This window comes from Bradyrhizobium sp. RT6a (assembly GCF_040547675.1).
Taxonomy (GTDB): Bacteria; Pseudomonadota; Alphaproteobacteria; order Rhizobiales; family Xanthobacteraceae; genus Bradyrhizobium.
Genome location: NZ_JBEPQC010000001.1, coordinates 987,741 through 1,009,034, shown reverse-complemented (window position 1 = coordinate 1,009,034; position 21,294 = coordinate 987,741). Strand labels below are relative to the sequence as shown.

Sequence of the window (21,294 nt, the reverse complement as noted above, 5' to 3'; positions counted from 1 at the left end):
GCTGCCGGATCATGGGTCAGATCACACTTCAGGACGTGCAGAAATCCTTCGGCCCCGTGCACATCATCAAGGGCGCGGACCTGGAGATTTCCGACGGGTCGTTCGTGGTGTTCGTGGGGCCATCGGGCTGCGGCAAGACCACGCTGTTGCGGCTGATCGCGGGGCTCGAGGACGTCTCCGGCGGCAAGATCCTGATCGACGGCAGGAACGTTATCGACACGCCGCCGGCCAAGCGCGGGCTCTCGATGGTGTTCCAGTCCTACGCGCTCTATCCGCATATGAGCGTGCGCGGCAACATCGGTTTCGGCCTGAAGATGGCGGGACTGGCCAAGGACGAGATCAACCGCAAGGTCGAGGCGGCCGCTGCGACGCTGAACCTCACGCCCTATCTCGACCGCAAGCCGCGCGAATTGTCCGGCGGCCAGCGTCAGCGCGTCGCGATCGGCCGTGCCATCGTCCGCGAGCCCAAGGCGTTTCTGTTCGACGAGCCACTCTCCAACCTCGACGCGGCGCTGCGCGTGCAGATGCGGATCGAGGTGACGCGGCTCCAGAAGCAGCTCGGCACCACCGCGATCTATGTCACCCACGACCAGGTGGAGGCCATGACCATGGCCGACAAGATCGTGGTGCTCAACGGCGGCAAGATCGAGCAATACGGCTCGCCGCTGGATCTCTACGAGAAGCCGGCCAACCTGTTCGTCGCCGGCTTCATCGGCTCGCCCAAGATGAATTTCGCGACCGGCGAGCACGCCTTGCAGAAGGGCGCGGCAACGATTGGCGTACGGCCGGAGCATCTCAAGATCGAACGCGACGGCTCCGGCGGTTGGCAGGGAACGATCGCAGTGGCCGAGCATCTCGGCAGCGACACCTTCCTCTATGTCGATGCCGGTCCGCTCGGCATGCTGACGGCGCGCTACATCGGTGAATTGAGCCTGCACGCCGGCGACCATGTATCGCTGGTGCCGGAGCCCGCGCGCATCCATCGCTTCGACGCAAGCGGCAACGCCATTAAGGCCTGACAAGAAACGGCAAGAAACGACAAGAATCGGAAACAGCAACATGTACCTGGAAAAATTCAAACTGAACGGCAAGACCGCGTTCATAACCGGCGGCGGGCAAGGCATCGGGCTCGCCTGCGCCGAAGCGCTGGCTGAAGCCGGCGCCAGGGTCGTCATCGGCGATCGCGACAGCAAGGTCGCCGACAGTGCGAAAGCCAGCCTGAAGGCGAAGGGCTTCGACGCCGAGACGGCGATCATGGACGTCACCGACACCAAGCGCGTGGCGGAGGTCGCGAACGACCTCGTCGCGCGCCACGGCAAGGTCGACATCCTCGTCAACAACGCCGGCATTGCGCGCAGCGAGACGCCGGCGGAGACCGTGACCGACGAGCACTGGCTCAACGTCATCGACGTCAATCTCAACGGCACATTCTGGTGCTGCCGCGAGTTCGGCAAGCACATGCTGAAAGCGAAGAGCGGCGCCATCGTCAATGTCGGCTCGATGTCCGGCTTCATCGTCAACAAGCCGCAGGAGCAGTGCTTCTACAATGCCTCCAAGGCCGGCGTGCACCATCTCACGAAATCGCTCGCCGCCGAATGGGGCGCGCGCGGCGTCCGCGTCAACGCGGTGGCGCCGACCTATATCGAGACGCCGCTCAACGCCTTCGTGAAGAGCAATCCGAGAATGTACGACGCCTGGATCGGTGGAACCCCGATGGCGCGGATGGGGCAGGTCGAGGAGATCGCCTCCGTGGTGTTGTTCCTCTCGTCCGAGGCCGCGAGCCTGATGACCGGCAGTATCGTGGTGGTGGATGGCGGCTACACTTGCTGGTAGGCTTGCGTCAAAACTGACGAGAGCTTCCGGGGGCGACAATGCCGCGAGCGTATATCGGCGTCGATGTAGGGACCACGAGCACGCGGGCTGGGGTGTTCGACGAAGCCGGCACCTTGCTGGCGATCGCACGGCATCCGATCAGGATATGGCATGAGGCCGGTGACATCGTCGAGCAGTCGTCCCAGGATATCTGGGACGCTTGCACGGCGTCGGTGCGGGCCGCGATGGCGGAAGCTGCAATCGCGCCCGATAGCGTCGGCGGTATCGGTTTCGACGCCACTTGCTCTCTCGTGGTGCTCGACCGGCAGGGCGAGCCGCTCACCGTCAGCGCTTCCGGCGACAGGCAGCGCAACGTCATCGTCTGGATGGATCACCGCGCCACGGCCGAGGCGCGGCTGATCAACGAGACCGGTGACGCCGTGCTGCGTTATGTCGGCGGCTCGATCTCGCCGGAGATGGAGATGCCGAAACTGCTATGGTTGAAGCGGCATCTGCGCGCGAGCTTCGACGCTGCAGGGCACTTCTTCGATCTGGCGGATTACCTGACCTGGCGCGCCACCGGCTCGTTGCAGCGCTCGACCTGCACCGTCACCTGCAAATGGAACTACCTCGCGCATGACGGCGGTGGCTGGAGCGCGCCATTCTTCAAGCGCATCGGCCTGTCGGACTTCGTCAACGAGAAATACGCCCGCATCGGCACCGAAATCGTCGCGCCCGGCACGCGGCTCGGCGCCGGTCTAACCGGTACGGCAGCTGCCGATCTTGGCTTGTCGCCGGGCACGCCGGTCGGAGCGTCCCTGATCGATGCCCATGCCGGCGGCATCGGCGCAATCGGCGGCCGCGATGAATCGGACGGCGCGACAGATGTCTCCGACCGCCTTGCCTATATCATGGGAACGTCGGCCTGCATCATGGCGACGACGAAACAGCCGTGCTTCGTGCCGGGCGTGTGGGGTCCTTACTACTCAGGCATGGTACCAAATTTCTGGCTCAACGAGGGCGGGCAGTCGGCTGCGGGCGCTGCGATCGACCATCTTCTCAAGTCGCATCCCGGCCACGCCGAGGCGAGCGCGGCGGCGCGCAGCGAGGGCCTCGACCTTATCGAGTTTCTCGAGCGCCGCATCCTCGCACGCGCAGGCGGCGCCAGCCGTGTCGCGCTGCTGGCCTGCGACGTCCATGTGCTTCCTGAGTTTATCGGCAACCGCTCGCCCTACGCCGACCCTGACACGCGCGCGGTGATCGCGGGCCTCGATCTCGACACCGACATCGCCTCGATGGAACGGCTGTTCGTCGCCGGTCTGTGCGGGCTCGCCTATGGACTTGCCGAGGTGATCGAGGCTTTTGCCGCGCATGGCGTCCACTCCAGCATCATGATCATGGGCGGCGGCGCCAGCCGCAGTCCGCTGGTGCGGCAGATCATGGCGGACACCACCGGCCTCACGGTCGCGCTGCCGCAGACCAAAGAACCCGTGCTGCTGGGCGCTGCCATGCTCGACGCGGTTGCCGGCGGCGCCTATGGCTCGATCGGGGAGACCATGGCAAAGATGTCGGCGCTGGGACGGAAGAGCGAGGCGACCACGCCCGACATCGCCGCCTTTCACGCCCGCAAGCGCGAGGTCTACAAGTTGCTGCGCGAGGTCGATCGCGGCAGCCGCGCCGCGATGCGTGGAATGGCCGGGGGTTGAAACGGATGTTGATTTCCTGCGGCGATGCGCTGATCGATTTCGTCCCGACGCGAAACACCGACGGGCGCGAAGCGGTGATGCCAGCGGTCGGCGGCTCCTGCCTCAACGTCGCAATCGGTATGGCGCGGCTCGGCGCGCGGACCGGCTTTGTCGGCGGGATCTCGACCGACCTGTTCGGGCGCATGATCGCCGACCACGCCGCTGCATCCAATGTCGAGCTCGCCCTCGCCACCCGCAGCGGTCACCAGACCACGCTTGCCTTCGTTCGTATTGTCGCCGGCGAGTCGCATTACGCGTTCTACGATGCCGATACCGCGACGCGGAACTGGACCTACCGGCGCGGCTCCATTCCTTTGGACACCGTCGAAGCCCTCCATGTCGGCTCGACCACACTCGTCAACGACCAGGGCGCGACCGAGACCAAGGCCCTGATCGCGGACGCACGGGCGTCCTCGACAATCTCCTTTGATCCGAACTGCCGGCCCAACTTCGTGAAGGACAAACCGGCCTATCTCGCGCGCATGACGGAGTTTGCCGGCTGTGCCGATCTCATCAAGATGTCGGACGTCGATTTTACCTACCTGTTCGGCGACGAGCCTTATCAGCAGCGCGCGAACACGCTGCTTGCGCAGGGCGCCAGCCTCGTCGTCATCACCCGCGGCAACAACGGCGCCATCGCGTGGCCTGCGGGGGCAGGGCAGATCGAGGTCGCCGCCCCCAAGGTCGTGGTCGCCGACACCATCGGCGCGGGCGACAGTTTTCAGGCGGCGTTGTTGTTCGCCCTGCACAGGCAGGGACGTCTCGCCCGACAACAACTGAAGGATATCGGCGCAGACGAGCTTCGCCGCGCGCTGTCCTTTGCCGCCAATTGCGCCGGCCTCACCTGCACCCGTCCCGGTGCCGACCCGCCCTGGAGCGACGAGATCAGTTGGAGCTGGTAGGCCGCCTCACAGCCGCGCGACCGCCTTCTCGGCGCATTTGAGGAACGTGCGGATCAGCGGACTCTGGGAGTCGCGCCGCCAGCAGACCGCGATGTCGATGGAATCGCTTGCGTCCCGCAGCGGCCGGAACACGATGCCGCGCGGCGCGCCGAGCTGGGCGCAGGCGGGCAGGATGGCGAGGCCTTCACCGGCGAGAACCAGGCTCATCGCCGAATGCACCGTCTCCACCCGGCTCGCAATCGGCATCACGATCTGATGCCGCCGCAGCAGGGCCGCGACCGCGGAGGAGGAGGGGTCCCGCTCCGGCGGCGGCAGCGCGATCAGCGGACGGCCTTGTAGGCGTGTCATTGGCACCGCGCTCAGGCGCGCAAGCGGCGAACGGTTTGGCACCGCCAGCACGAACGGCTGCGCGCCGATCCGGGCTACCTGGATCTCGGGATGGTGGATCGCCGGCATGCACAGCGCGACGGTGACGCTGCGGTCGAGCAGACGCGGCTCGCGCGTCGTGGCACTGAGCTCGGCGAAATCGAGATCGACGCCGGGAATAGATCGCCGCAACTCGGGGATGAGACGCGGCAGCATCGCGTTCGCCAATACGAACATGTAGCCGACGGACAGCCGACCACGGCTGCCGGCCGCGATCGCGCGCGCGGCCTCGATGCCGTCAGCCGCCAGCGCCAGCGCCTCGCCGGCGCGCGCCAGCAGTGCCTGGCCCGCGTCGGTCAAATCCATGCCGCGCGTGCCGCGGCGGAACAGCGGTGCACCTACCTCGGCCTCCAGCTTGCGGATCTGGACCGAGAGCGGCGGCTGCGCCATCCGCAGCCGCTCGGCAGCCTTGCCGACACTGCGCGCCTCGGCGACGGCGACGAAATAGCGGAGCCGGCGAAGATCCATTGGCATACCGAAAACGTATGGGTTGGTGTTCAAAATCGTATTGGCGGCGAGTTAACAAAACTGTCATCCTGGCTGTCAATGCTATCGGCCACCGGCGGCCGGCTTCGGAGCGATGTGACGATGAACGGCGATCCTTGCCAGCTATCCGCAACCGTGCTGCGCGGCCTCATCGCGACAAAGCAGATATCGCCCGTCGAGCTCACCCGCGCGGTGCTCGCCCGTGCCGAGGCGCTCCAGCCCGAGCTGAACTGCTTCATCACGATCTGCGGCGACGAGGCGCTTGCGGCTGCGCGCGAGGCCGAGCGCAAGGTGATGGCCGGCGAGCCGCTCGGCCTGCTGCACGGCATCCCCGTCACCGTCAAGGACATCGTCAATACCAGGGGCGTGAGGACCACTTTCGGCGCCGTTCCCTACAAGGACAATGTTCCGACCGAGGATGCCGTCGCGGTTGCACGGCTGCGCGCGCAAGGCGCGATCCTGATCGGCAAGACCACGACACCAGAATTCGGCAGCAAGTGCCTGACCGACTCGCCGCTGTTCGGCCGAACCCGCAATGCGTGGAGCGCCGAGCGCTCGTCGGGCGGCTCCAGCGGCGGCGCCGCGGTGGCGGTGGCGAGCGGCATCGCACCGCTTGCGATCGCGACCGATGGCGGCGGCTCGACGCGGATTCCCGCCGCCTGCAACGGCGTGGTCGGGCTGAAGCAAAGCAACGGCGTCATCCCGCATAGCCAGGTGCTGGACGCGTTCGGCAACCAGACCTATGTCACGCCGATGACTCGGACCGTCGCCGACACCGCGCTGATGATGCAGGCGATGGCCGGCGAGGATTCTTGCGATCCCTGGTCGATCGGCGTTCCCGTGCCCGACTTCATCGGCAGGGCCGCCCCGCGCGGCGATCTGCGTCGGCAGAAAATCCTGTACTGCCTGTCGCCGCCCGGACGCCCCGTCTCTGCCGATGTCGAGGCCGGATTCAAGGCGAGCCTCGATCGGCTCGCGGGCCTGGGTGCCGAGCTCGAGGAGTTTTCGGGCGAGGGGTTCGACATCGAGCCGATCTGGCGCGCCATCAATCACACGGTCTGGCGGACGCGCTTTGCAAAACTCGCAGCCGAGCATGGGGACGCGCTGAGCGAGGCCTTCCTCAAGCAGCTTGCGCTTGCCACCGACGTCAGCGGCGTCGCCTATCAAGAGGCGATGTTCGCGCGCACGGCGCTGTTCCGCCGGGTGCAATCCCTGCTTGCGCGCGGGCATCTGCTGGCGATGCCGACCATCACCCGCACCGCCCTGCCGATCGATCAGGACCTGTTCGGCACCATCGAGATCGACGGCAAGCACTTTGACAGCGTCCGGCCGCACTGGTTCCCCTGGACCATGCCGTTCAACATGACCGGACACCCCGCGATCAGTCTGCCCTGCGGCTTCGGCCGCGATGGCCTGCCGATCGGATTGCAACTCGTCGGCCGCTTCCGCGCTGATGCGGACTTGCTGCGCGTGAGCGCGCTGTTCGAGGCCTCGCATGACCTCCTGTCCCGCTGGCCGGCTTGAGCAGATGGGCATGCAGCAAAGCGCTTGCCTCCGGCCCTCGGACATGTTGATCGTGCCGCGGATGCCCCCTGAATCCGAACGCCCATGAGCCTATTTGTCCCCATGCGGCATGACGCCCGCATCCGCCTCGGTGTCGTCCTGGCGAAAGCCAGGACCCATACCGCGGAATTGATCGGTGACGGGCAGTGCCAGTACCGAAGGACGAGTCTTCGCCAAACTGCTGCTTGGGGTTATGGGTCCTGGCCTTCGCCAGGACGACGTCGGAGCTCGTGAACGCATGAGCGTATTTGTCCTCCGACGTGTGCTGACCTTGCTAGCGACGCTGGTCGGCGCTTCCGTGATCATTTTCCTGGTGCTGGATGCTCTTCCGGGCAACGCCGCGCAGATGCTGATGGGCGCCGATGCCTCGCCAGATGCGGTCCGCGCGCTCACCGTCAAGCTCGGGCTCGATCAGCCGCTGGCGCTTCGCTATTTGCAATGGATCAAGGGGCTGCTCGTCGGCGATCTCGGCAACTCCTATGTCTACGGCACCCCGGTTGCCGCCTTGATTGCGGAGCGGCTGGTGCTGACCATTCCGCTCGCGATGATGTCCATGCTGATCACGGTGACGCTGGCGCTCTCGGCCGGCATCTACACCGCCGCCAACCACAACAAGCTCGGCGATGTCGGGGTGATGTCGCTGACGCAGGTGGGCATCGCGCTGCCAAATTTCTGGTTCGCGATCCTGCTGGTGCTGTTGTTCTCGGTGCGGCTGCAATGGCTGTCCGCGGGCGGCTTTCCCGGTTGGGAGGACGGCTTCTGGCCCGGCATCAAGTCGCTGCTGCTGCCGGCGATCTCGCTCGCGGTGGTGCAGGCCGCGATCCTCGCGCGCGTCACGCGTTCCGCGGTGCTGGAAGTGCTGCGTGAAGACTTCGTCCGCACGGCGCGCGCAAAAGGCCTCGGCAAGCGCGAGGTGCTGTGGAGCCACGTGCTGCGCAACGCCATGATCCCCGTGATGACCGTGATGGGGCTGCAATTCGCCAATCTGCTCGCCGGCACCATCGTGATCGAGAACGTGTTCTATCTGCCCGGCCTCGGCCGGCTAATCTTCCAGTCGATCGCCAACCGCGACCTCATCGTGGTGCGCAATTGCGTGATGCTGCTCGCGACCATGGTGGTCATCGTCAATTTCGTGGTCGACGTGCTCTATGCCTTCGTCGATCCCCGCATCAAGGTCCACGATCTGTGAGTGATCCGCTCGCCACCCTCGTCGATGCGCCGGCCTTAGCGCGCCCTCTGCCGGCCCGGACCTTCTGGCGCCGCGCGCTGCGTCATCGCAGCTTCGTGCTCGGCGGCGCGCTGAGCCTGCTGGTGCTCGCCTCGGCGCTGCTGTCGCTGCTGTGGACGCCCTGGTCGCCTTATGAGATCGACATTGCCTCAAAGCTCCGGTCGCCCTCGGCCGCGCACTGGCTCGGCACCGACGTCTTCGGCCGCGACATCGTCTCGCTGCTGCTCGCCGGCGCCCGCTCCACCATCATGGTCGGCATCATCGCGGTCAGCATCGGCCTCACCTTCGGCGTCTGTCTCGGCCTGATCGCGTCGGCCAGGCGCGGTTGGACCGAAGAGATCATCATGCGCTTCTCCGATTTCACCTTCGCCTTTCCGGCCGTGCTCTCCGCCATCATGCTCGCCGCAGTCGTGGGGCCGGGCATGGTGACCTCGATCGTCGCCATCGGCATCTTCCAGATCCCGACGCTGATCCGGCTGACGCGCGGCTCGGCCAACGCGATCTGGGCGCGCGAATTCGTGCTGGCCGCGCGCGCGGCGGCGAAGGGCAAGTTTCGCATCACCATCGAGCACGTGCTGCCCAACATCCTCTCGATCCTGATCGTGCAGGCGACCATCCAGTTCGCGCTTGCGATTCTAGCCGAAGCCGCCTTGTCCTATCTCGGTCTCGGCACGCAGCCGCCGCAGCCGTCCTGGGGGCGGATGCTGAACGACGCGCAGACACTGCTGTTCCAGTCGCCGATGCTTGCGGTCTATCCGGGTGCTGCGATTGCAATCGCGGTGCTCGGCCTCAATCTGCTCGGCGACGGACTACGCGATCTGCTCGACCCTCGACTTGCGCGGGAGCGATGAGGATGGGCGAGCGCTCGACCATGCCGCTGATCGAGGTCGACAATCTCGGCGTGCGCCTCAATACCAGCCGCGGGCCTGCACAGGCGGTGCGCGGCGTCAGCTTTGCCCTGAAGCGCGGCGAGACGCTCGGGCTCGTCGGCGAATCCGGCTGCGGCAAGTCGGTGACGGCGTTGTCGCTGATGGGACTGCTGCCGGACAGCGCGGTCGTCACCGGCAGCATCAAGCTGGACGGCGGCGAACTCGCTGGTTTGTCGGACGCGGAATATTGTCGGTTGCGCGGCAATCGCATCAGCATGATCTTCCAGGAGCCGATGACCGCGCTCAACCCGATGCACACGATCGGCCACCAGGTCGCCGAGCCGCTGCGGCGTCACAGGAAATACTCGGCATCGCAGGCGCGGCGAGAAGCGATCGCCTTGCTCGACCGCGTCGGGCTGCCTGATCCGGCGCGCCGCGTCGATGCCTATCCGCACCAGTTTTCCGGCGGCCAGCGTCAGCGCGTCACGATCGCGATGGCGCTCGCCTGCGAGCCCGACCTGCTGATCGCGGACGAGCCGACCACGGCGCTCGACGTCACCATTCAGGGCCAGATCCTAGACCTCATCGCCGATCTCGTCGAAGAGCGCGGCATGTCGATGATCCTGATCTCGCACGATCTCGGCGTCATCGCCGAGAACGTGCAACGCATGATGGTGATGTACGGCGGCACGATCATCGAGAGCGGGCCGACCGACGAAGTGTTCCGCCGGATGGGACATCCCTACACGCAGGGCCTGTTCCGCGCCCGGCCGAAGCTCGGCGCGCGCAAGGGGACGCGGCTGACGACGATATCGGGCACGGTCCCGGAGCTCGCCGATCTGCCTTTCGGTTGCACCTTCGCCGACCGGTGTCCGCTCGTCATCGAGCATTGCCGGGCCGCGCTTCCACCGATGGTGGACGTTGGACCCGGCCACTTGGTGCGCTGCATCCGGACCGACGTCTCCATGGCCGAACGCGTCGGAGCGCTGACCGTATGACCACGGCGCCTCTTCTCGACGTGAAGGATCTCGAGCAGCGCTACACGCTGCCGCGTGAAAGCGTGTTCCGCCCGCCGGGGCAGGTGCGCGCGCTCAATGGTGTCAGCGTGCGGGTCGACGCCGGCAAGAGCCTCGGCATCGTCGGCGAGTCCGGCTCGGGCAAATCGACTTTCGCGCGGGTGGTGATGGCGCTGGAGCGGCCGACATCGGGGCAGGTCGCGCTGCTCGGCCGCGACCTCAACCGCATCTCTGCGGACGAGCTGCGCCGCGCGCGCCGCGATTTCCAGATGGTGTTCCAGGATCCCTACGGATCGCTCGACCCGCGCCAGACCATCGCGCGCATCGTCGCTGAGCCGCTGACCGTGTTGGAGGGGATTGATCGCACGACGCTTCGTGCCCGCGTCTCCGCGGTGCTGCAGCAGGTGGGCCTGCGTAGTGCCGACATGGAGAAATATCCGCACGAGTTCTCTGGCGGCCAGCGCCAGCGCATCGCCATCGCACGCGCGCTGATCACCCAGCCGAAGCTGATCGTCGCCGACGAGCCGGTCTCCGCGCTCGACGTCTCCGTGCAGGCGCAGGTGCTCAACCTGATGCAAGACCTCCAGGAGCAGTTCGGCCTCAGCTACGTCCTGATCAGCCACGACCTCGCCGTCGTCGACTATCTCTGCGACGAGGTCGCGGTGATGTATCTCGGCCGCATCGTCGAGCAGGGCCGTCCCGAGGATTTGTTCGAGCGCTGCGCCCATCCCTACACGCGAGCGCTGCTGGATGCCGTGCCGCGGGTGCGCGCCGCCGGCGGCCGGCGCCGGCGCGGGGCCCAGGCAATCGCCTCGCAATCGGCGGCCGCGACCGGGTGTCCCTATGTCTCGCGGTGCGCGCTCGCCGACCAGCATTGCCGCGAGGTTCTGCCTGAGCTACGCAAGCTGGGCGAGACGCATCTGGCCGCCTGCCACAAGGCGGAAGCCGTGATGGCGTTGCCGCAATTGCCCGTGGAAGGTTAGCGTCCTAGGCGGGATTGGCGTAGGCTGGGATGAGAGAAGGCCGGGGAGTTAAGCATGTTCAGGAAACTATCGATCGTCGCATTCGCCGCCGCGCTTGCCGTGGCTCCGTTGCCGGTGCTGGCGCAGTCCAAGAAGGACAGCGTCGTCATGGCGATGGCGCTGGAGCCGCCGGGGCTCGATCCCACAAACGCCGCCGCCGCCGCGATCGCCGAGGTCACGCTCTACAACATCTATGAGACCCTGACCAAGATCAACGAGGACGGCACCACTTCGCCGCTGCTCGCCGAGAGCTGGACGGCCTCGCCCGATCTGAAGACCTATACGTTCAAGCTGCGCAAGGGCGTCAAATTCCACAATGGCGAGCCGTTCGACTCCGCCGCCGTGAAGTTCTCGTTCGAGCGCAATGCTGTCGCCACCAGCACCAACAAAGACAAGAGCCTGTTCCAGAGTTTCGAGAAGGTCGACGCGCCCGATGCCGACACGGTCGTGATCAGCCTGAAACATTCGGAGCCGAACTTACCGTTCCTGCTGGGGCAGGCCAGCGGCTCGATCGTCGAGCCGAAGAGCGCGCCGACGAACATCACGCAGCCGGTTGGGACCGGGCCCTATCAGCTGGGCGCCTGGGCCAAGGGCTCCTCGATGACCCTGACCAAATGGGCCGACTACCGCAACGCCGCCGCGATCAAGCTCTCGAAGGTGACGATCCGCTTCATCTCCGATCCGTCGGCGCAGACAGCGGCGCTGCTGTCGGGCGATGTCGATGCGTTTCCCCGCGTGTCGGCCCAGCGCACCATCGCGCAGTTCAAGGCCGATCCGCGCTTCAACGTTATGGTCGGCGGCTCCAGGGCGAAGACCATCGTCGGCATCAACCATCGCAAGAAGCCGCTCGACGATGTTCGCGTGCGCCGTGCGATCCTCGCTGCGATCGATCGCAAGGCGATGATCGACGGCGCCGTCGATGGTTTCGGCACGCCGATCGGCAGCTTCTACGTCCCGACCGCGCTCGGCTATGTCGACACCACAGGCATCAACCCCTACGATCCCGAGAAGGCCAAGAAGCTGCTCGCCGAGGCCGGCGTTACCACCCCGCTCGAGCTGTCCTTGAAGCTGCCGCCGCCATCCTATGCGCGGCAGGGCGGCGAGATCCTCGCAGCCCAACTCGCCAAGGTCGGCATCATCGCCAAGATCGAGAACGTCGAATGGGCGCAATGGCTGTCGCAGGTATTCGCCGGCAATGGTCCGCACAATTTCGACCTCACCATCGTCAGCCATGTCGAGCCGTTCGATCTCGTCAAGATCACCGAACAGGACTACTATCTCGGCTACAACAACGAGGCGTTCAACGCGCTCTACAAGCAGATCGTGTCGACGCCGGAGGAAGCCGCCCGTGTCAAGCTTCTCGGCGACGCCCAGCGCATGCTGGCCACCGACGCGGTCTCTGGCTATTTGTACCAGCCGCAGCTGATCACCATCACCAACAAAAAGCTGAAAGGCGTCTGGAAGGACGTGCCGCAGTACGAGAACGACTTCTCGGCATGGGCCTGGGAGTAGGGTCGCGGAGGTCGATTGCGTGATTTCGGTGACGATCTCTCCCAACGGAAGAGATCGTCACGAGACCGGTCCAAACAAAAACCTGAAAAACAACCCCATGCACAGTAGCCGGGGATAGTCATTTCAATGACTTGCGCGTCACGCAATTGAATGGTTTGCGTTGCGCGATGCCGTTGACCCGTCGGGCAAAACACTGGCATGATGGCATCATCGAAGGAGGCGCGCCCGCTTGGTTTGATTGCGCCGGCCCGATGCTCCCCGACTTTGAACGTTCGGAACCCTGATGCGTTAGTTCGGCGCAGGATGGCCGCAGGCCGTGCGATCCGGCGCGAGGGTATGCGGAGTTCGGTTCTTGCTTAAACTGTACAGGTGGCCATCCGACGACTGGCAGAAGATCGGCGCGGAGATGCCGTCCGAGATCATCTGGGCTGATCTTTTGGACGCGACCGCAGAAGAAAAGCAGTTCGTCGAACGATTGCTCGGGATACGCGTTCCGTCCGAGGATTCGCTCAGCGAGATCGAAGCGTCGAGCCGCCTGATCGTCGACAACGGCACGCTCTATCTCAGCTCGCCGGCGGTCCGGCTCAACGAGGACGACGAGGCCGAGATTACGCCGGTGGGATTCGTCATCGGCCCGCGCGTGCTGGTGACGGTGCGCTTCGCGCAGCTGCCGATCTTCGACGACATCGGCAAGCGTATCGGCTCCGATGACAGCCTGGAGAACGGCATGTGCGTGTTCACCAGCCTGGTCGAGGCCATGGTCGATCGCGGCGCCGATGTTCTTGAGCATCTCGGCGCGAAGGTCGACAGGCTTTCGCGGGACGTCTTCAAGGGTGGACTCGTTCGCACCAAGCGGCCGGTCCGCTCCAGCCGGCGGATGCGCGAGGCGCTGGAGAACATCGGGGAGCTGGCCGATCGGCTCGCCAAGGCGCGCGATGTCCTGCTTGGTGTCGGTCGCGTCGCCTCGTTTGCCGGCGATGTCGGGAGTGAATGGATCACGGCCGCGTCGAAGAAGCGCCTCGAGGCCGTCTCGAAGGATGTCGCTTCGCTCGGCGACTACGAGACGCGATTGTCGGACAAGATCCAGCTTTTGCTCGATGCCGTGCTCGGCTTCATCAACATCCAGCAGAACGAGCTGTTCAAGATCCTGACAATCGTTTCGGTCGTCGGCGTACCGCCCACGATCATGGTCGGCATCTGGGGCATGAACTTCAAGCACATGCCGGAGCTGGACTGGACGTTCGGCTATCCGCTGGCGTGGCTCGCCATCATTGCCAGCGGCGTGCTGCCGCTGATCTGGTTCAAGCGCCGCGGCTGGTTCGAGTAAAGCCGCGGCGCACCGCTCGAAGACGATGCGCCGCTTTTCGGGATCAGGCGACTTCGGCGGCGAATTTGCCGACCCAGTCGCGGGCGAGCGTCAAATCGGCTTGCGACAATTGATGGCCCGCCGGCAAAACCTTGTGTTCGACCCGGGCTCCGGCTTCCGACAACAGCGAGGCAAGCTTCCCCGAATTGCTCGCCGGAACGATCGGATCAGCCTGCCCTGACAGAAGCAGGACGGGCTTGCCGCCGAGCTCAACCTTCGGCGGATCCGACAGCGGCACCATGGCGCGGAGCAGGATCGCGCCTGCCAACACGTCCGGCTCCAGCAGCAACAGCGCGGCCGCGATGTTGGCGCCGTTGGAGAAGCCGACCGCGACCGGTGCGGCGAGGCCGTAGCGCTGCCGTGCCTCGCTGACGAAGTCGCCGAGCTCGCGCGCGCGCCGCCGCACATCGTCCTCGTCGAACACGCCCTCGGCAAGGCGGCGGAAGAAACGCGGCATGCCATGCTCGAGCACGCGGCCGCGCGGCGAGAGCAGGGCCGAGCCAGGCGAGATCATCTTGCCAAGCCCGAGCAGATCGTTCTCGTCGCCACCAGTGCCGTGCAGCAGCAGCACCGGAGGAGAGCCCGTGCTGGTCGCGGGCTCGAAACGATGGACGAATGAACTCTCGGTCATGACACGCTCTCTGCCAAATTCGGCAACACAGCCTCGATCTGCTTGCGCTGCGCTTCGAGGAAGCTCGGGAGCTTGAGGTCGCGTCCCAGCGTCGCCACGGGCTCGTCGACGGCGAAGCCGGGGATATCGGTCGCGATCTCGAACAGCACCCCCCCGGGCTCGCGGAAGTAGATCGAGCGGAAGTAGTTGCGGTCCCTTTGTTCGGTCGGGTGCAGGCCGTGATTGCTGACGAGCCTCTGCGCCATCTTGCATTGCTCGGCGTCGTCGGCTGCGCGGAAGGCGATGTGATGCACGGAGCCGCCACCCTGGTGTCCGCGCAGGAAGCCCTTGGCCTCGTAGATGTCGACGACGCTGCCTTCGACATCGCCCGGTGCCTTGAAGCGGATCACCGAGCCTTCACGCGCCATCTCCTTGAAGCCGAACACGTCGGTGAGGACGGCAGCCGTCTTTGCCGCGCTGTCGAGCAGCAAGGTCACGCCGTGGAAGCCGCGGATCGCATGCTCGGCCGGCACGTCGCCGTTGCTCCAGCCGGGCTCGCTCTCGGCACCGGGAATGCCGACGAGCGCGAGCGCCATGCCATCAGGGTCTGTGAACGGCAGCACGGACTCGCCAAAGCGCTTCTCCAGCGCCTCGTAGGCGATGCCCTTCTCGACGAAGCGCTGCGTCCAATAGCCGAGCGAGCGCTGCGGCACGCGGAAGGCGGTCTGGTGGGTCTCGCCGACGCCGCGGCGCCCGGCCGGCACGCCGGCCCACGGAAAGAAGGTCAGGATGGTGCCGGGGCGGCCGGTCTCGTCGCCATAGTAGAAGTGATAGGTGCCGGGATCGTCGAAATTGACCGTCTTCTTGACGAAGCGCAGGCCGAGATCTCGGGTGTAGAAGCCGAAGTTCCTGATCGGGTCGCCGGCGATCGCGGTCACATGGTGCAGTCCAGACATTGTCGTCCTCCAACGCTAGGGGAGCGGTCTTGCTCTGGCCGGAAATATCGCTCCGCTTTGAATTGGAGACAATCCATGCAAATATGACGTCTATGTCTACGATTTGGAAACAATCCACGGGGCCGACGCTTGGATAAGGTCGCCAGCCTCCGGGCCTTCGTAAAAGTGGTCGAAAGCGGCAGTTTTGCCGAGGCGGGCCGGCAGTTGCGGCTGTCACGCTCGGCGATCAGCAAATACATCGCCGACCTCGAGGAGAGCCTCGGCGTGCAGCTCCTGAACCGCACCACGCGCCATGCGAGCCCGACCGAGAACGGCCAGCGCTATTTCGAGCGCGCGGTCGTGATCCTGTCGGAGATCGAGGCGGCCGACCAGGCGGTCACGCAAGCCCAGTCGGCGCCTCGCGGCCTGTTGCGCGTCAACGCGCCGATGTCGTTCGGCACCCTGCGGCTCGGGCCGGTGCTTGCCGATTTCATGGCGCGATATCCGGAGCTGCAGCTCCAGCTCGTTCTCAGCGACGATCTGCTCGATCCCGTCCAGGACGGCTTTGACGTGACCTTGCGGATCGCGGAATTGGAATCGTCGAGTTTGATCGCGCGAAAAATCATGCCGGTGGCGCGCATGATCTGTGCTTCACCCGATTATCTCGCACGTCACGGCACACCAAAACACCCGCAGGATCTCCGCGGGCACACCTCGCTGACCTACGGCTTCCTGCTTACGGGCAATCAGTGGAAGCTCACCGGCACCGACGGCGATCACTGGATCCAGCCGGCCTGGTCGCTCTGCGTAAACAATGCCGAAGTGCTGCGCGATGTCGCGATCAAGGGCAGGGGACTCGCGCTGCTCCCGGAGTTCATCGCCGCCGACGCCTTGGGGAAAGGCGAGCTGCGAACGGTGCTGGACGATTATTCGGCGCCGCCGCTCGCGCTCTATGCGGTCTATCCGCCGACCCGGCATCTGTCGGTGAAGGTGCGGCTGTTCATCGATTTTCTGGTGGAGCGGTTCGGGCGGGAGGATGAAGCGTCGGGCCGATTAAAATGACCCGCGCGGAGGGACCGAGCGAGATATGTCGGCTCCGCGCGGCTCGCTGCTCTAGTTTTTGGTGTCGAGGAATTGGCGTATCGCCTTCACGGTCGCCGCCGGTTGCTCTTCCATCAGCCAATGACCGGCGTCCGGAATGACTAATTCGGTGACGTCAGTCGCGGCGTTTCGCATCACGACGGCCTCTGTCGCACCGAAGGATTTTTCGCCCCCGACAGCCAGCACGGGAATGGTCAACTTGGTCGCGATCGCCTTCTTGTTGTCCTCGGCGTCGGTTCGGATCGACCTGAACTGGGCGAACGCAGCACGCATGGCGCCCGGCCGCGCATAGAGCGCTGTGTAATGACGGCGTGTCGCTTCCGCGATCCTGGAAGGCGTGCCCGCGAAGTCATTCCAGAAGCGGTCGAGGTAGATGCGCTCGCGACCCTTGACCAGCCGCTCCATGTCCAGGCCTCCGAGATCAAAATGCCAAAGCTGCGGGCTGCGAACGACCTCGTCCCACGGCGGCACCCCGGGCACCGGGGCATCCATGACGATCAGCTTCTCGGTCAGGTCGCGATACCGGGCCGCGTAGGCATAGGCCACCATGGTTCCGATGTCGTGGCCGACGACGGCGGTCTTTTCGATGCCGAGCGCTGCGAGAACGGCCCGCATGTCGGCCGCCTGGGTCCATTTGTCGTAGCCATTGTCGGGCTTGCTCGAGAGGCCCATACCACGCAGATCGGGCACGACAACGGTGTGGTCGCGCACGAGGTCAGCGGCGAGCTTGACCCACATGTCGCCGGTATCACCGAAACCGTGGATCAGGATCACGGCAGGCCCCTGACCGCCGACGCGAACATGAATCTGCGTGCCGTTGGCCGCGATGGTTCTGGTCTTGAAGCCGGACGGGAACTGTTCGACCTCGGCGCGCGCGGCAGGGGCGAGCAGCGTGAGAACAATGGCGAGATATCTTGCGCGCACCGGCGCCTCCGATCATCTTGTATTTCAGTCAGTGACCGAAGGCTCTTAGGCCGGCCGAAGCAGATCGTCCAGCGCGCTCATCGAGGCCTTCCGAAGCGCGGCGAGCTCGCGGGCGGCGCTGTGGGATTCGGGCGGGGACATCGTGACTGCCGCCAGCTCGACCTCATGGCAGAATTCGAACAGGCGGACGAGGCCGAGTGCACTCGCGGCGCTCCCGAGTTGATGCGCGCAGCGTGCGAGCTGCGTGGGATCGCCAATCACTGCTGCCTTGGCGATGTCCTCGACCAGCTTTTTGCTCGTCTGTTCCAGTAGGCGGTGGAGTTTTGCGATCTGCGCCGCGCCCAGCAGCTCCTTCTGGTCATCGAGGAAATGCCGGTCGATCAATGCGCCTGCGGCGAGTTGCGCCGCGGCCGGCTGGTTCTGGGCATCATCCTCGATCGCCTCGCGCAGCGCATTGATCAGGATCGGCTTGCTGACGATCCTGGCAATGCCTGCGTCCGCGAGCCGTTCGCGGGCGCGGCGCGACATGTCGGCGGTCACCGCGATGATGCGCGGCATCGTCGGCAGACCGAGCTTGCGGATCCGCGATGCCGCCTCGACCCCGTCCATGTCGGGCATGTGCAGATCCATCAGGATGATATCGAACGCCTGATCGCGGGCGAGCGCGATGGCCGACGCGCCGTTCGTGGCGATGGTGGCGTGGTGGCCAAGCCTCTTCAACATCGCTTCGCCGACCTCGCAATTGACGGGGTCGTCGTCGACCAGCAGCACGCGAAGCTGCCGCGATGGCGGCTGGACCGCGCCTTGCGCGATGTCGCTCGCGGCAAGGCCAAGCGGTACCTCAAGCATGAACGAGCTGCCCGTACCCGGCGTGCTCGCCACCGTCAACTCGCCGCGCATCAGGCGGGTGAGGCGCCGCGCGATCGCCAGTCCAAGGCCGGTGCCGCCGAATCGCCGGGCGATGCTGTCGTCGGCCTGGACGAAATCCTCGAAAATCCGCTCGTGCATGTCGGGCGCGATGCCGATGCCGGTATCGCGAACGGTGATGCGCAGCAGGACATGATCGTCATGTCCCTCGGCGGCCGCGCTCAAGCCGATGCCCCCGCGCGGGGTGAACTTGATCGCGTTGCCGATCAGATTGAGCAGAATGCGATTGAGCCGCACCGGATCGCCGTGCACGGAGATATTGACCGTCGCATCGCAGGCGAGATCGAAGGTCAGGCCCTTGCCAACGGCCTGCGGACGCATCAGATCGGCGGCCGTTTCGATGAGCTGGTCGAGGCGGAAATCGCGGGTCTCCAGAGTCTCGGCGCTGGCCTCCAGGCGCGCATATTCGAGGATGCCGTCGACCAGCGCGATCAGCGTTTCGCCCGACGCGGCGGCGGTCGTGAGGTGGCGCCGCTGCGCTTCGCCGAGGCTGCCGTCGTCGAGCAGTTGCAGCACGCCCATGACGCCGTTCAGCGGCGTGCGCAGCTCGTGGCTGACGACCGCGAGAAAGCGCGATTTGGTCTCATTGGCCGCCACCGCCGCGCTGCGCGCGCGCTCGGCGGCATCGTGCTCGGCAAGGGCCTGGTCGCGGGTCCTTTCAAGCTCGGAGGTGCGTTCGATTACCTTGCGCTCGAGCGTCGCATAGGATTCGCGCAAATGAGCGGCCATCCGGTTGAACTGGTCGCCGAGCGCCTCCAGCTCGTCACCGGTCTTGATTGCGAGCCGCAGGCCGAGGTCGCCGCTGCCGATCCGCCGGGCGCCCCGCGTCAGGATCTGGATCGGCACGGTCATGCGCCGGCTTAGAAACAGAGAGACCAGCACCGCACATGCCAGCAGGATGATCAGGAGAAAAGTCGAGCGTCCGATCGACGCATAAATCGGCGCATAGGCCTCGGTGAGCGGCAGCTCGACGAACACCAGCCAGCCCAGCGAGGGGACCGTCGCATAGGTCGACAGCACGCGTTGACCGGACAGATCCTCCTTGACCAGGCCGCCGGAGGGCGGCCCGACGCCATCGAGCGCGGCGCGGACGTCGGCATGGCCGGAGAGATCGCTGCGACGCAACGCCGGCCACAAATCGGGATGCGCGATCAACAACCCCATCCGATCGACCACATAGGCCTTGCCGGTGTTGCCTACCCTGATCCCGGCGACGAGGTCCCAGATGAAGCGAAGATTGACCTCGGCGACAATCACATCGGGCGTCAGGCCGGTTCCGCGCGTGGCGAGCGTCATGAACGGCTCGGTGTCACCGAGGAAGTAGACCGGCCCGTAATAGGCGCGGCTTTCATTCGCGCCGCGGAACGCCTGCGAGGCGGAGAGGTCGGCCTTGCTGCCGATCCTGTCCGCGACACGGCGCGACACGCGCACCTGCTCGCGGCCTTGGGCGTCGAGCTCGGCGATTTCCGCGATCGCAGGCGAGAGGCGCAGGAGGCGGATGGCGTTCAGACGCTGGTCCTCGTTCGTGGACAGCTCCGGGGGCAGGCGCGAGAGCCATCTGATCTGGCTTTCGATCTGGCCAATGAACTGGCCGATCTGGATGGCGGCGCTTGCTGCCTGCTCGCGCTGGGTCGCCGCCAGTAGCTGTTTCTGCTCGCGATAGGAGAACCAGACGTCGAAGCCGGTGTTGATGGCTAGCGCGGCAAAAGCGAGCGCGACGATCGAGTAGAGGTATTTGCGGAACAGCCGGCCGGGAGGTGGCCGCAAATCTCCCTGGTCGATCGTCTCGTTCACTCGCGGATCTCGTCGGCGCGCGCGAGCAGCGTGAATGGTATCGTCAAATCCAGCGTGCGGGCGACCGTGCGGTTGATCAGGAGTTCGTATTTGCGCGGCGATTGCACCGGCAGATCGCCGGCCTTGGTGCCGCGCAGGATGAGATCGACATAGTCAGCCGAGCGCACTTCGAGCGTCGGCCCGTAGCTCATCAGCCCGCCCGCATCCATGAAATAATGGAAGGGGTAAATCGTGGGTACGCGATATTTGGCGGTCGCCGCGATGATCGCCTGCCGGTTGACCACCAGAAAGCTGTCGACGAGCGCGATCATCGCCGCCCTGGGCGGTTCGGTAAAGCGCCTGACGGCTTCGTCGATGTCCGTTGGCGCGCTGACCGGGGCGGGGACCACGGACACGCCGGACAGTGCAGCCTCTTGCTCGATGGAATCGAGGAAGAAGCGGCCGCCGCGAGGTGTGGTCGCCGGGTTGAACAGGATGCCGACGCGCGCAAGATCCGGCACGGCCTCCCGGATGAGCTGAAGCCATTTGCCGCCCATCTCGGCGGTGCTGTTGGTGAAGCCGGTCACGTTGCCGCCGGGATGGCCAAGGCTTTCGACGAAGCCGTTGCCGACGGGATCGTTGGCGGTCGCGAACACGATCGGGATGGTTTTGGTGGCTTCCAGGACGGCCGCGGTTTCGACCGTCGAGCCGGTCAGGATCACGTCCGGCTTGAGCGCCAGCAATTCCTGAACCGCGGTTTTCAGTCTATCCGGCGCGCCGAAGGTCGAACGGAGCTCGAATCGGAAATTGACGCCTTCGACCCAACCTCGCTGCCTCAAGCCCACGATGAGACCACCCAGGCGAGAGGTCGGGCTGTCGATCATGCTTCTTCTGGTCAATTCGTCGTCGAGCCGCAATGCGGTCAGCGATGCGACGACGCGCATGCGATCAGATGTTGCGCCGAGCGCCAGCCATCCCGCAGCGGTGGTGCCCGCAAGGCGAATGAACCCGCGGCGATCGACCGCGAGAGCGGAAGGCCGTTCGGTCATGAATGTCTTTGCATGATGGTTTGCCCCA

Annotated in this window: 18 protein-coding genes; 12 read left to right on the top strand and 6 right to left on the bottom strand. The window is 65.5% G+C overall.

Features of this window, described 5'->3' with window-relative positions:
- Nucleotides 1-11 precede the first annotated feature (11 nt).
- From ABIC03_RS04920 to ABIC03_RS04905, 4 genes are read left to right on the top strand one after another with little or no spacing between them, the layout of a single operon-like run.
- Nucleotides 12-1,019, top strand: a complete 1,008-nt coding sequence (locus ABIC03_RS04920) for an ABC transporter ATP-binding protein (protein ID WP_354056002.1) — start codon at nucleotides 12-14, stop codon at nucleotides 1,017-1,019.
- Nucleotides 1,020-1,059: 40 nt separating this feature from the next.
- Nucleotides 1,060-1,833, top strand: coding sequence for an SDR family NAD(P)-dependent oxidoreductase (locus ABIC03_RS04915; RefSeq protein WP_354056000.1), 774 nt, complete (start codon nucleotides 1,060-1,062; stop codon nucleotides 1,831-1,833).
- Nucleotides 1,834-1,871: 38 nt separating this feature from the next.
- Nucleotides 1,872-3,518 (top strand): FGGY-family carbohydrate kinase, encoded by a 1,647-nt coding sequence (locus tag ABIC03_RS04910; protein WP_354055998.1) that lies wholly within the window; start codon nucleotides 1,872-1,874, stop codon nucleotides 3,516-3,518.
- A gap of 5 nt (nucleotides 3,519-3,523) precedes the next feature.
- Nucleotides 3,524-4,459, top strand: a complete 936-nt coding sequence (locus tag ABIC03_RS04905) for a carbohydrate kinase family protein (protein WP_354055996.1) — start codon at nucleotides 3,524-3,526, stop codon at nucleotides 4,457-4,459.
- A gap of 6 nt (nucleotides 4,460-4,465) precedes the next feature.
- Here ABIC03_RS04905 and ABIC03_RS04900 read toward each other — a convergent pair whose 3' ends face one another.
- A complete protein-coding gene (locus tag ABIC03_RS04900; protein ID WP_354055994.1) occupies nucleotides 4,466-5,353 on the bottom strand; it encodes a LysR family transcriptional regulator in 888 nt (295 codons plus the stop codon).
- Between the two features lie 120 nt (nucleotides 5,354-5,473).
- Between ABIC03_RS04900 and ABIC03_RS04895 the strand changes: the two genes are divergently transcribed.
- From ABIC03_RS04895 to ABIC03_RS04865, 7 genes are all read left to right on the top strand, one after another.
- The gene (locus ABIC03_RS04895) at nucleotides 5,474-6,895 is read left to right on the top strand and encodes an amidase (RefSeq protein WP_354055992.1); all 1,422 of its coding nucleotides are present in this window, start codon (nucleotides 5,474-5,476) and stop codon (nucleotides 6,893-6,895) included.
- 277 nt (nucleotides 6,896-7,172) lie between these two features.
- Nucleotides 7,173-8,123, top strand: coding sequence for an ABC transporter permease (locus tag ABIC03_RS04890; RefSeq protein ID WP_354055990.1), 951 nt, complete (start codon nucleotides 7,173-7,175; stop codon nucleotides 8,121-8,123).
- Entirely contained in the window at nucleotides 8,120-9,013 is an 894-nt protein-coding gene (locus tag ABIC03_RS04885; protein ID WP_354055988.1) for an ABC transporter permease, read from the top strand. The genes ABIC03_RS04890 and ABIC03_RS04885 overlap by 4 nt, the downstream gene beginning before the upstream one ends.
- Before the next feature lie 2 nt (nucleotides 9,014-9,015).
- Entirely contained in the window at nucleotides 9,016-10,029 is a 1,014-nt protein-coding gene (locus ABIC03_RS04880; protein ID WP_354055986.1) for an ABC transporter ATP-binding protein, read from the top strand.
- Entirely contained in the window at nucleotides 10,026-11,030 is a 1,005-nt protein-coding gene (locus ABIC03_RS04875; RefSeq protein ID WP_354055984.1) for an ABC transporter ATP-binding protein, read from the top strand. The genes ABIC03_RS04880 and ABIC03_RS04875 overlap by 4 nt, the downstream gene beginning before the upstream one ends.
- Before the next feature lie 54 nt (nucleotides 11,031-11,084).
- On the top strand, nucleotides 11,085-12,581 hold the full coding sequence (locus tag ABIC03_RS04870) for an ABC transporter substrate-binding protein (protein WP_354055982.1): 1,497 nt from the start codon (nucleotides 11,085-11,087) through the stop codon (nucleotides 12,579-12,581).
- Nucleotides 12,582-12,933: 352 nt separating this feature from the next.
- Nucleotides 12,934-13,908: a magnesium transporter CorA family protein gene (locus ABIC03_RS04865; protein WP_354055980.1), complete on the top strand. Its 975-nt coding sequence runs from the start codon at nucleotides 12,934-12,936 to the stop codon at nucleotides 13,906-13,908.
- Nucleotides 13,909-13,951: 43 nt separating this feature from the next.
- Here ABIC03_RS04865 and ABIC03_RS04860 read toward each other — a convergent pair whose 3' ends face one another.
- Entirely contained in the window at nucleotides 13,952-14,578 is a 627-nt protein-coding gene (locus tag ABIC03_RS04860; protein WP_275167627.1) for an alpha/beta hydrolase, read from the bottom strand.
- On the bottom strand, nucleotides 14,575-15,513 hold the full coding sequence (locus ABIC03_RS04855) for a ring-cleaving dioxygenase (protein WP_354055978.1): 939 nt from the start codon (nucleotides 15,511-15,513) through the stop codon (nucleotides 14,575-14,577). Before ABIC03_RS04855 ends, ABIC03_RS04860 begins: the two co-directional genes overlap by 4 nt.
- Before the next feature lie 129 nt (nucleotides 15,514-15,642).
- Between ABIC03_RS04855 and ABIC03_RS04850 the strand changes: the two genes are divergently transcribed.
- Nucleotides 15,643-16,554 (top strand): LysR family transcriptional regulator, encoded by a 912-nt coding sequence (locus ABIC03_RS04850; protein ID WP_354055976.1) that lies wholly within the window; start codon nucleotides 15,643-15,645, stop codon nucleotides 16,552-16,554.
- Nucleotides 16,555-16,605: 51 nt separating this feature from the next.
- Here ABIC03_RS04850 and ABIC03_RS04845 read toward each other — a convergent pair whose 3' ends face one another.
- From ABIC03_RS04845 to ABIC03_RS04835, 3 genes are read right to left on the bottom strand one after another with little or no spacing between them, the layout of a single operon-like run.
- Entirely contained in the window at nucleotides 16,606-17,517 is a 912-nt protein-coding gene (locus tag ABIC03_RS04845) for an alpha/beta fold hydrolase (RefSeq protein WP_354055974.1), read from the bottom strand.
- Between the two features lie 45 nt (nucleotides 17,518-17,562).
- Entirely contained in the window at nucleotides 17,563-20,238 is a 2,676-nt protein-coding gene (locus ABIC03_RS04840; protein WP_354055972.1) for a hybrid sensor histidine kinase/response regulator, read from the bottom strand.
- Complete coding sequence (locus tag ABIC03_RS04835; protein ID WP_354055970.1) at nucleotides 20,235-21,266, bottom strand: ABC transporter substrate-binding protein; 1,032 nt, start codon at nucleotides 21,264-21,266, stop codon at nucleotides 20,235-20,237. Before ABIC03_RS04835 ends, ABIC03_RS04840 begins: the two co-directional genes overlap by 4 nt.
- Between the last annotated feature and the right edge of the window lie 28 nt (nucleotides 21,267-21,294).

Excerpts from the sequence above, each read along its gene's own strand:
- ABIC03_RS04870 (WP_354055982.1), top strand. The coding sequence starts at position 11,085 with ATGTTCAGGAAACTATCGATCGTCGCATTCGCCGCCGCGCTTGCCGTG.
- ABIC03_RS04835 (WP_354055970.1), bottom strand. The coding sequence starts at position 21,266 with ATGACCGAACGGCCTTCCGCTCTCGCGGTCGATCGCCGCGGGTTCATT.
- ABIC03_RS04855 (WP_354055978.1), bottom strand. The coding sequence starts at position 15,513 with ATGTCTGGACTGCACCATGTGACCGCGATCGCCGGCGACCCGATCAGG.
- ABIC03_RS04910 (WP_354055998.1), top strand. The coding sequence starts at position 1,872 with ATGCCGCGAGCGTATATCGGCGTCGATGTAGGGACCACGAGCACGCGG.
- ABIC03_RS04875 (WP_354055984.1), top strand. The coding sequence starts at position 10,026 with ATGACCACGGCGCCTCTTCTCGACGTGAAGGATCTCGAGCAGCGCTAC.
- ABIC03_RS04880 (WP_354055986.1), top strand. The coding sequence starts at position 9,016 with ATGGGCGAGCGCTCGACCATGCCGCTGATCGAGGTCGACAATCTCGGC.
- ABIC03_RS04895 (WP_354055992.1), top strand. The coding sequence starts at position 5,474 with ATGAACGGCGATCCTTGCCAGCTATCCGCAACCGTGCTGCGCGGCCTC.
- ABIC03_RS04920 (WP_354056002.1), top strand. The coding sequence starts at position 12 with ATGGGTCAGATCACACTTCAGGACGTGCAGAAATCCTTCGGCCCCGTG.
- ABIC03_RS04915 (WP_354056000.1), top strand. The coding sequence starts at position 1,060 with ATGTACCTGGAAAAATTCAAACTGAACGGCAAGACCGCGTTCATAACC.
- ABIC03_RS04860 (WP_275167627.1), bottom strand. The coding sequence starts at position 14,578 with ATGACCGAGAGTTCATTCGTCCATCGTTTCGAGCCCGCGACCAGCACG.
- ABIC03_RS04900 (WP_354055994.1), bottom strand. The coding sequence starts at position 5,353 with ATGGATCTTCGCCGGCTCCGCTATTTCGTCGCCGTCGCCGAGGCGCGC.
- ABIC03_RS04890 (WP_354055990.1), top strand. The coding sequence starts at position 7,173 with ATGAGCGTATTTGTCCTCCGACGTGTGCTGACCTTGCTAGCGACGCTG.
- ABIC03_RS04905 (WP_354055996.1), top strand. The coding sequence starts at position 3,524 with ATGTTGATTTCCTGCGGCGATGCGCTGATCGATTTCGTCCCGACGCGA.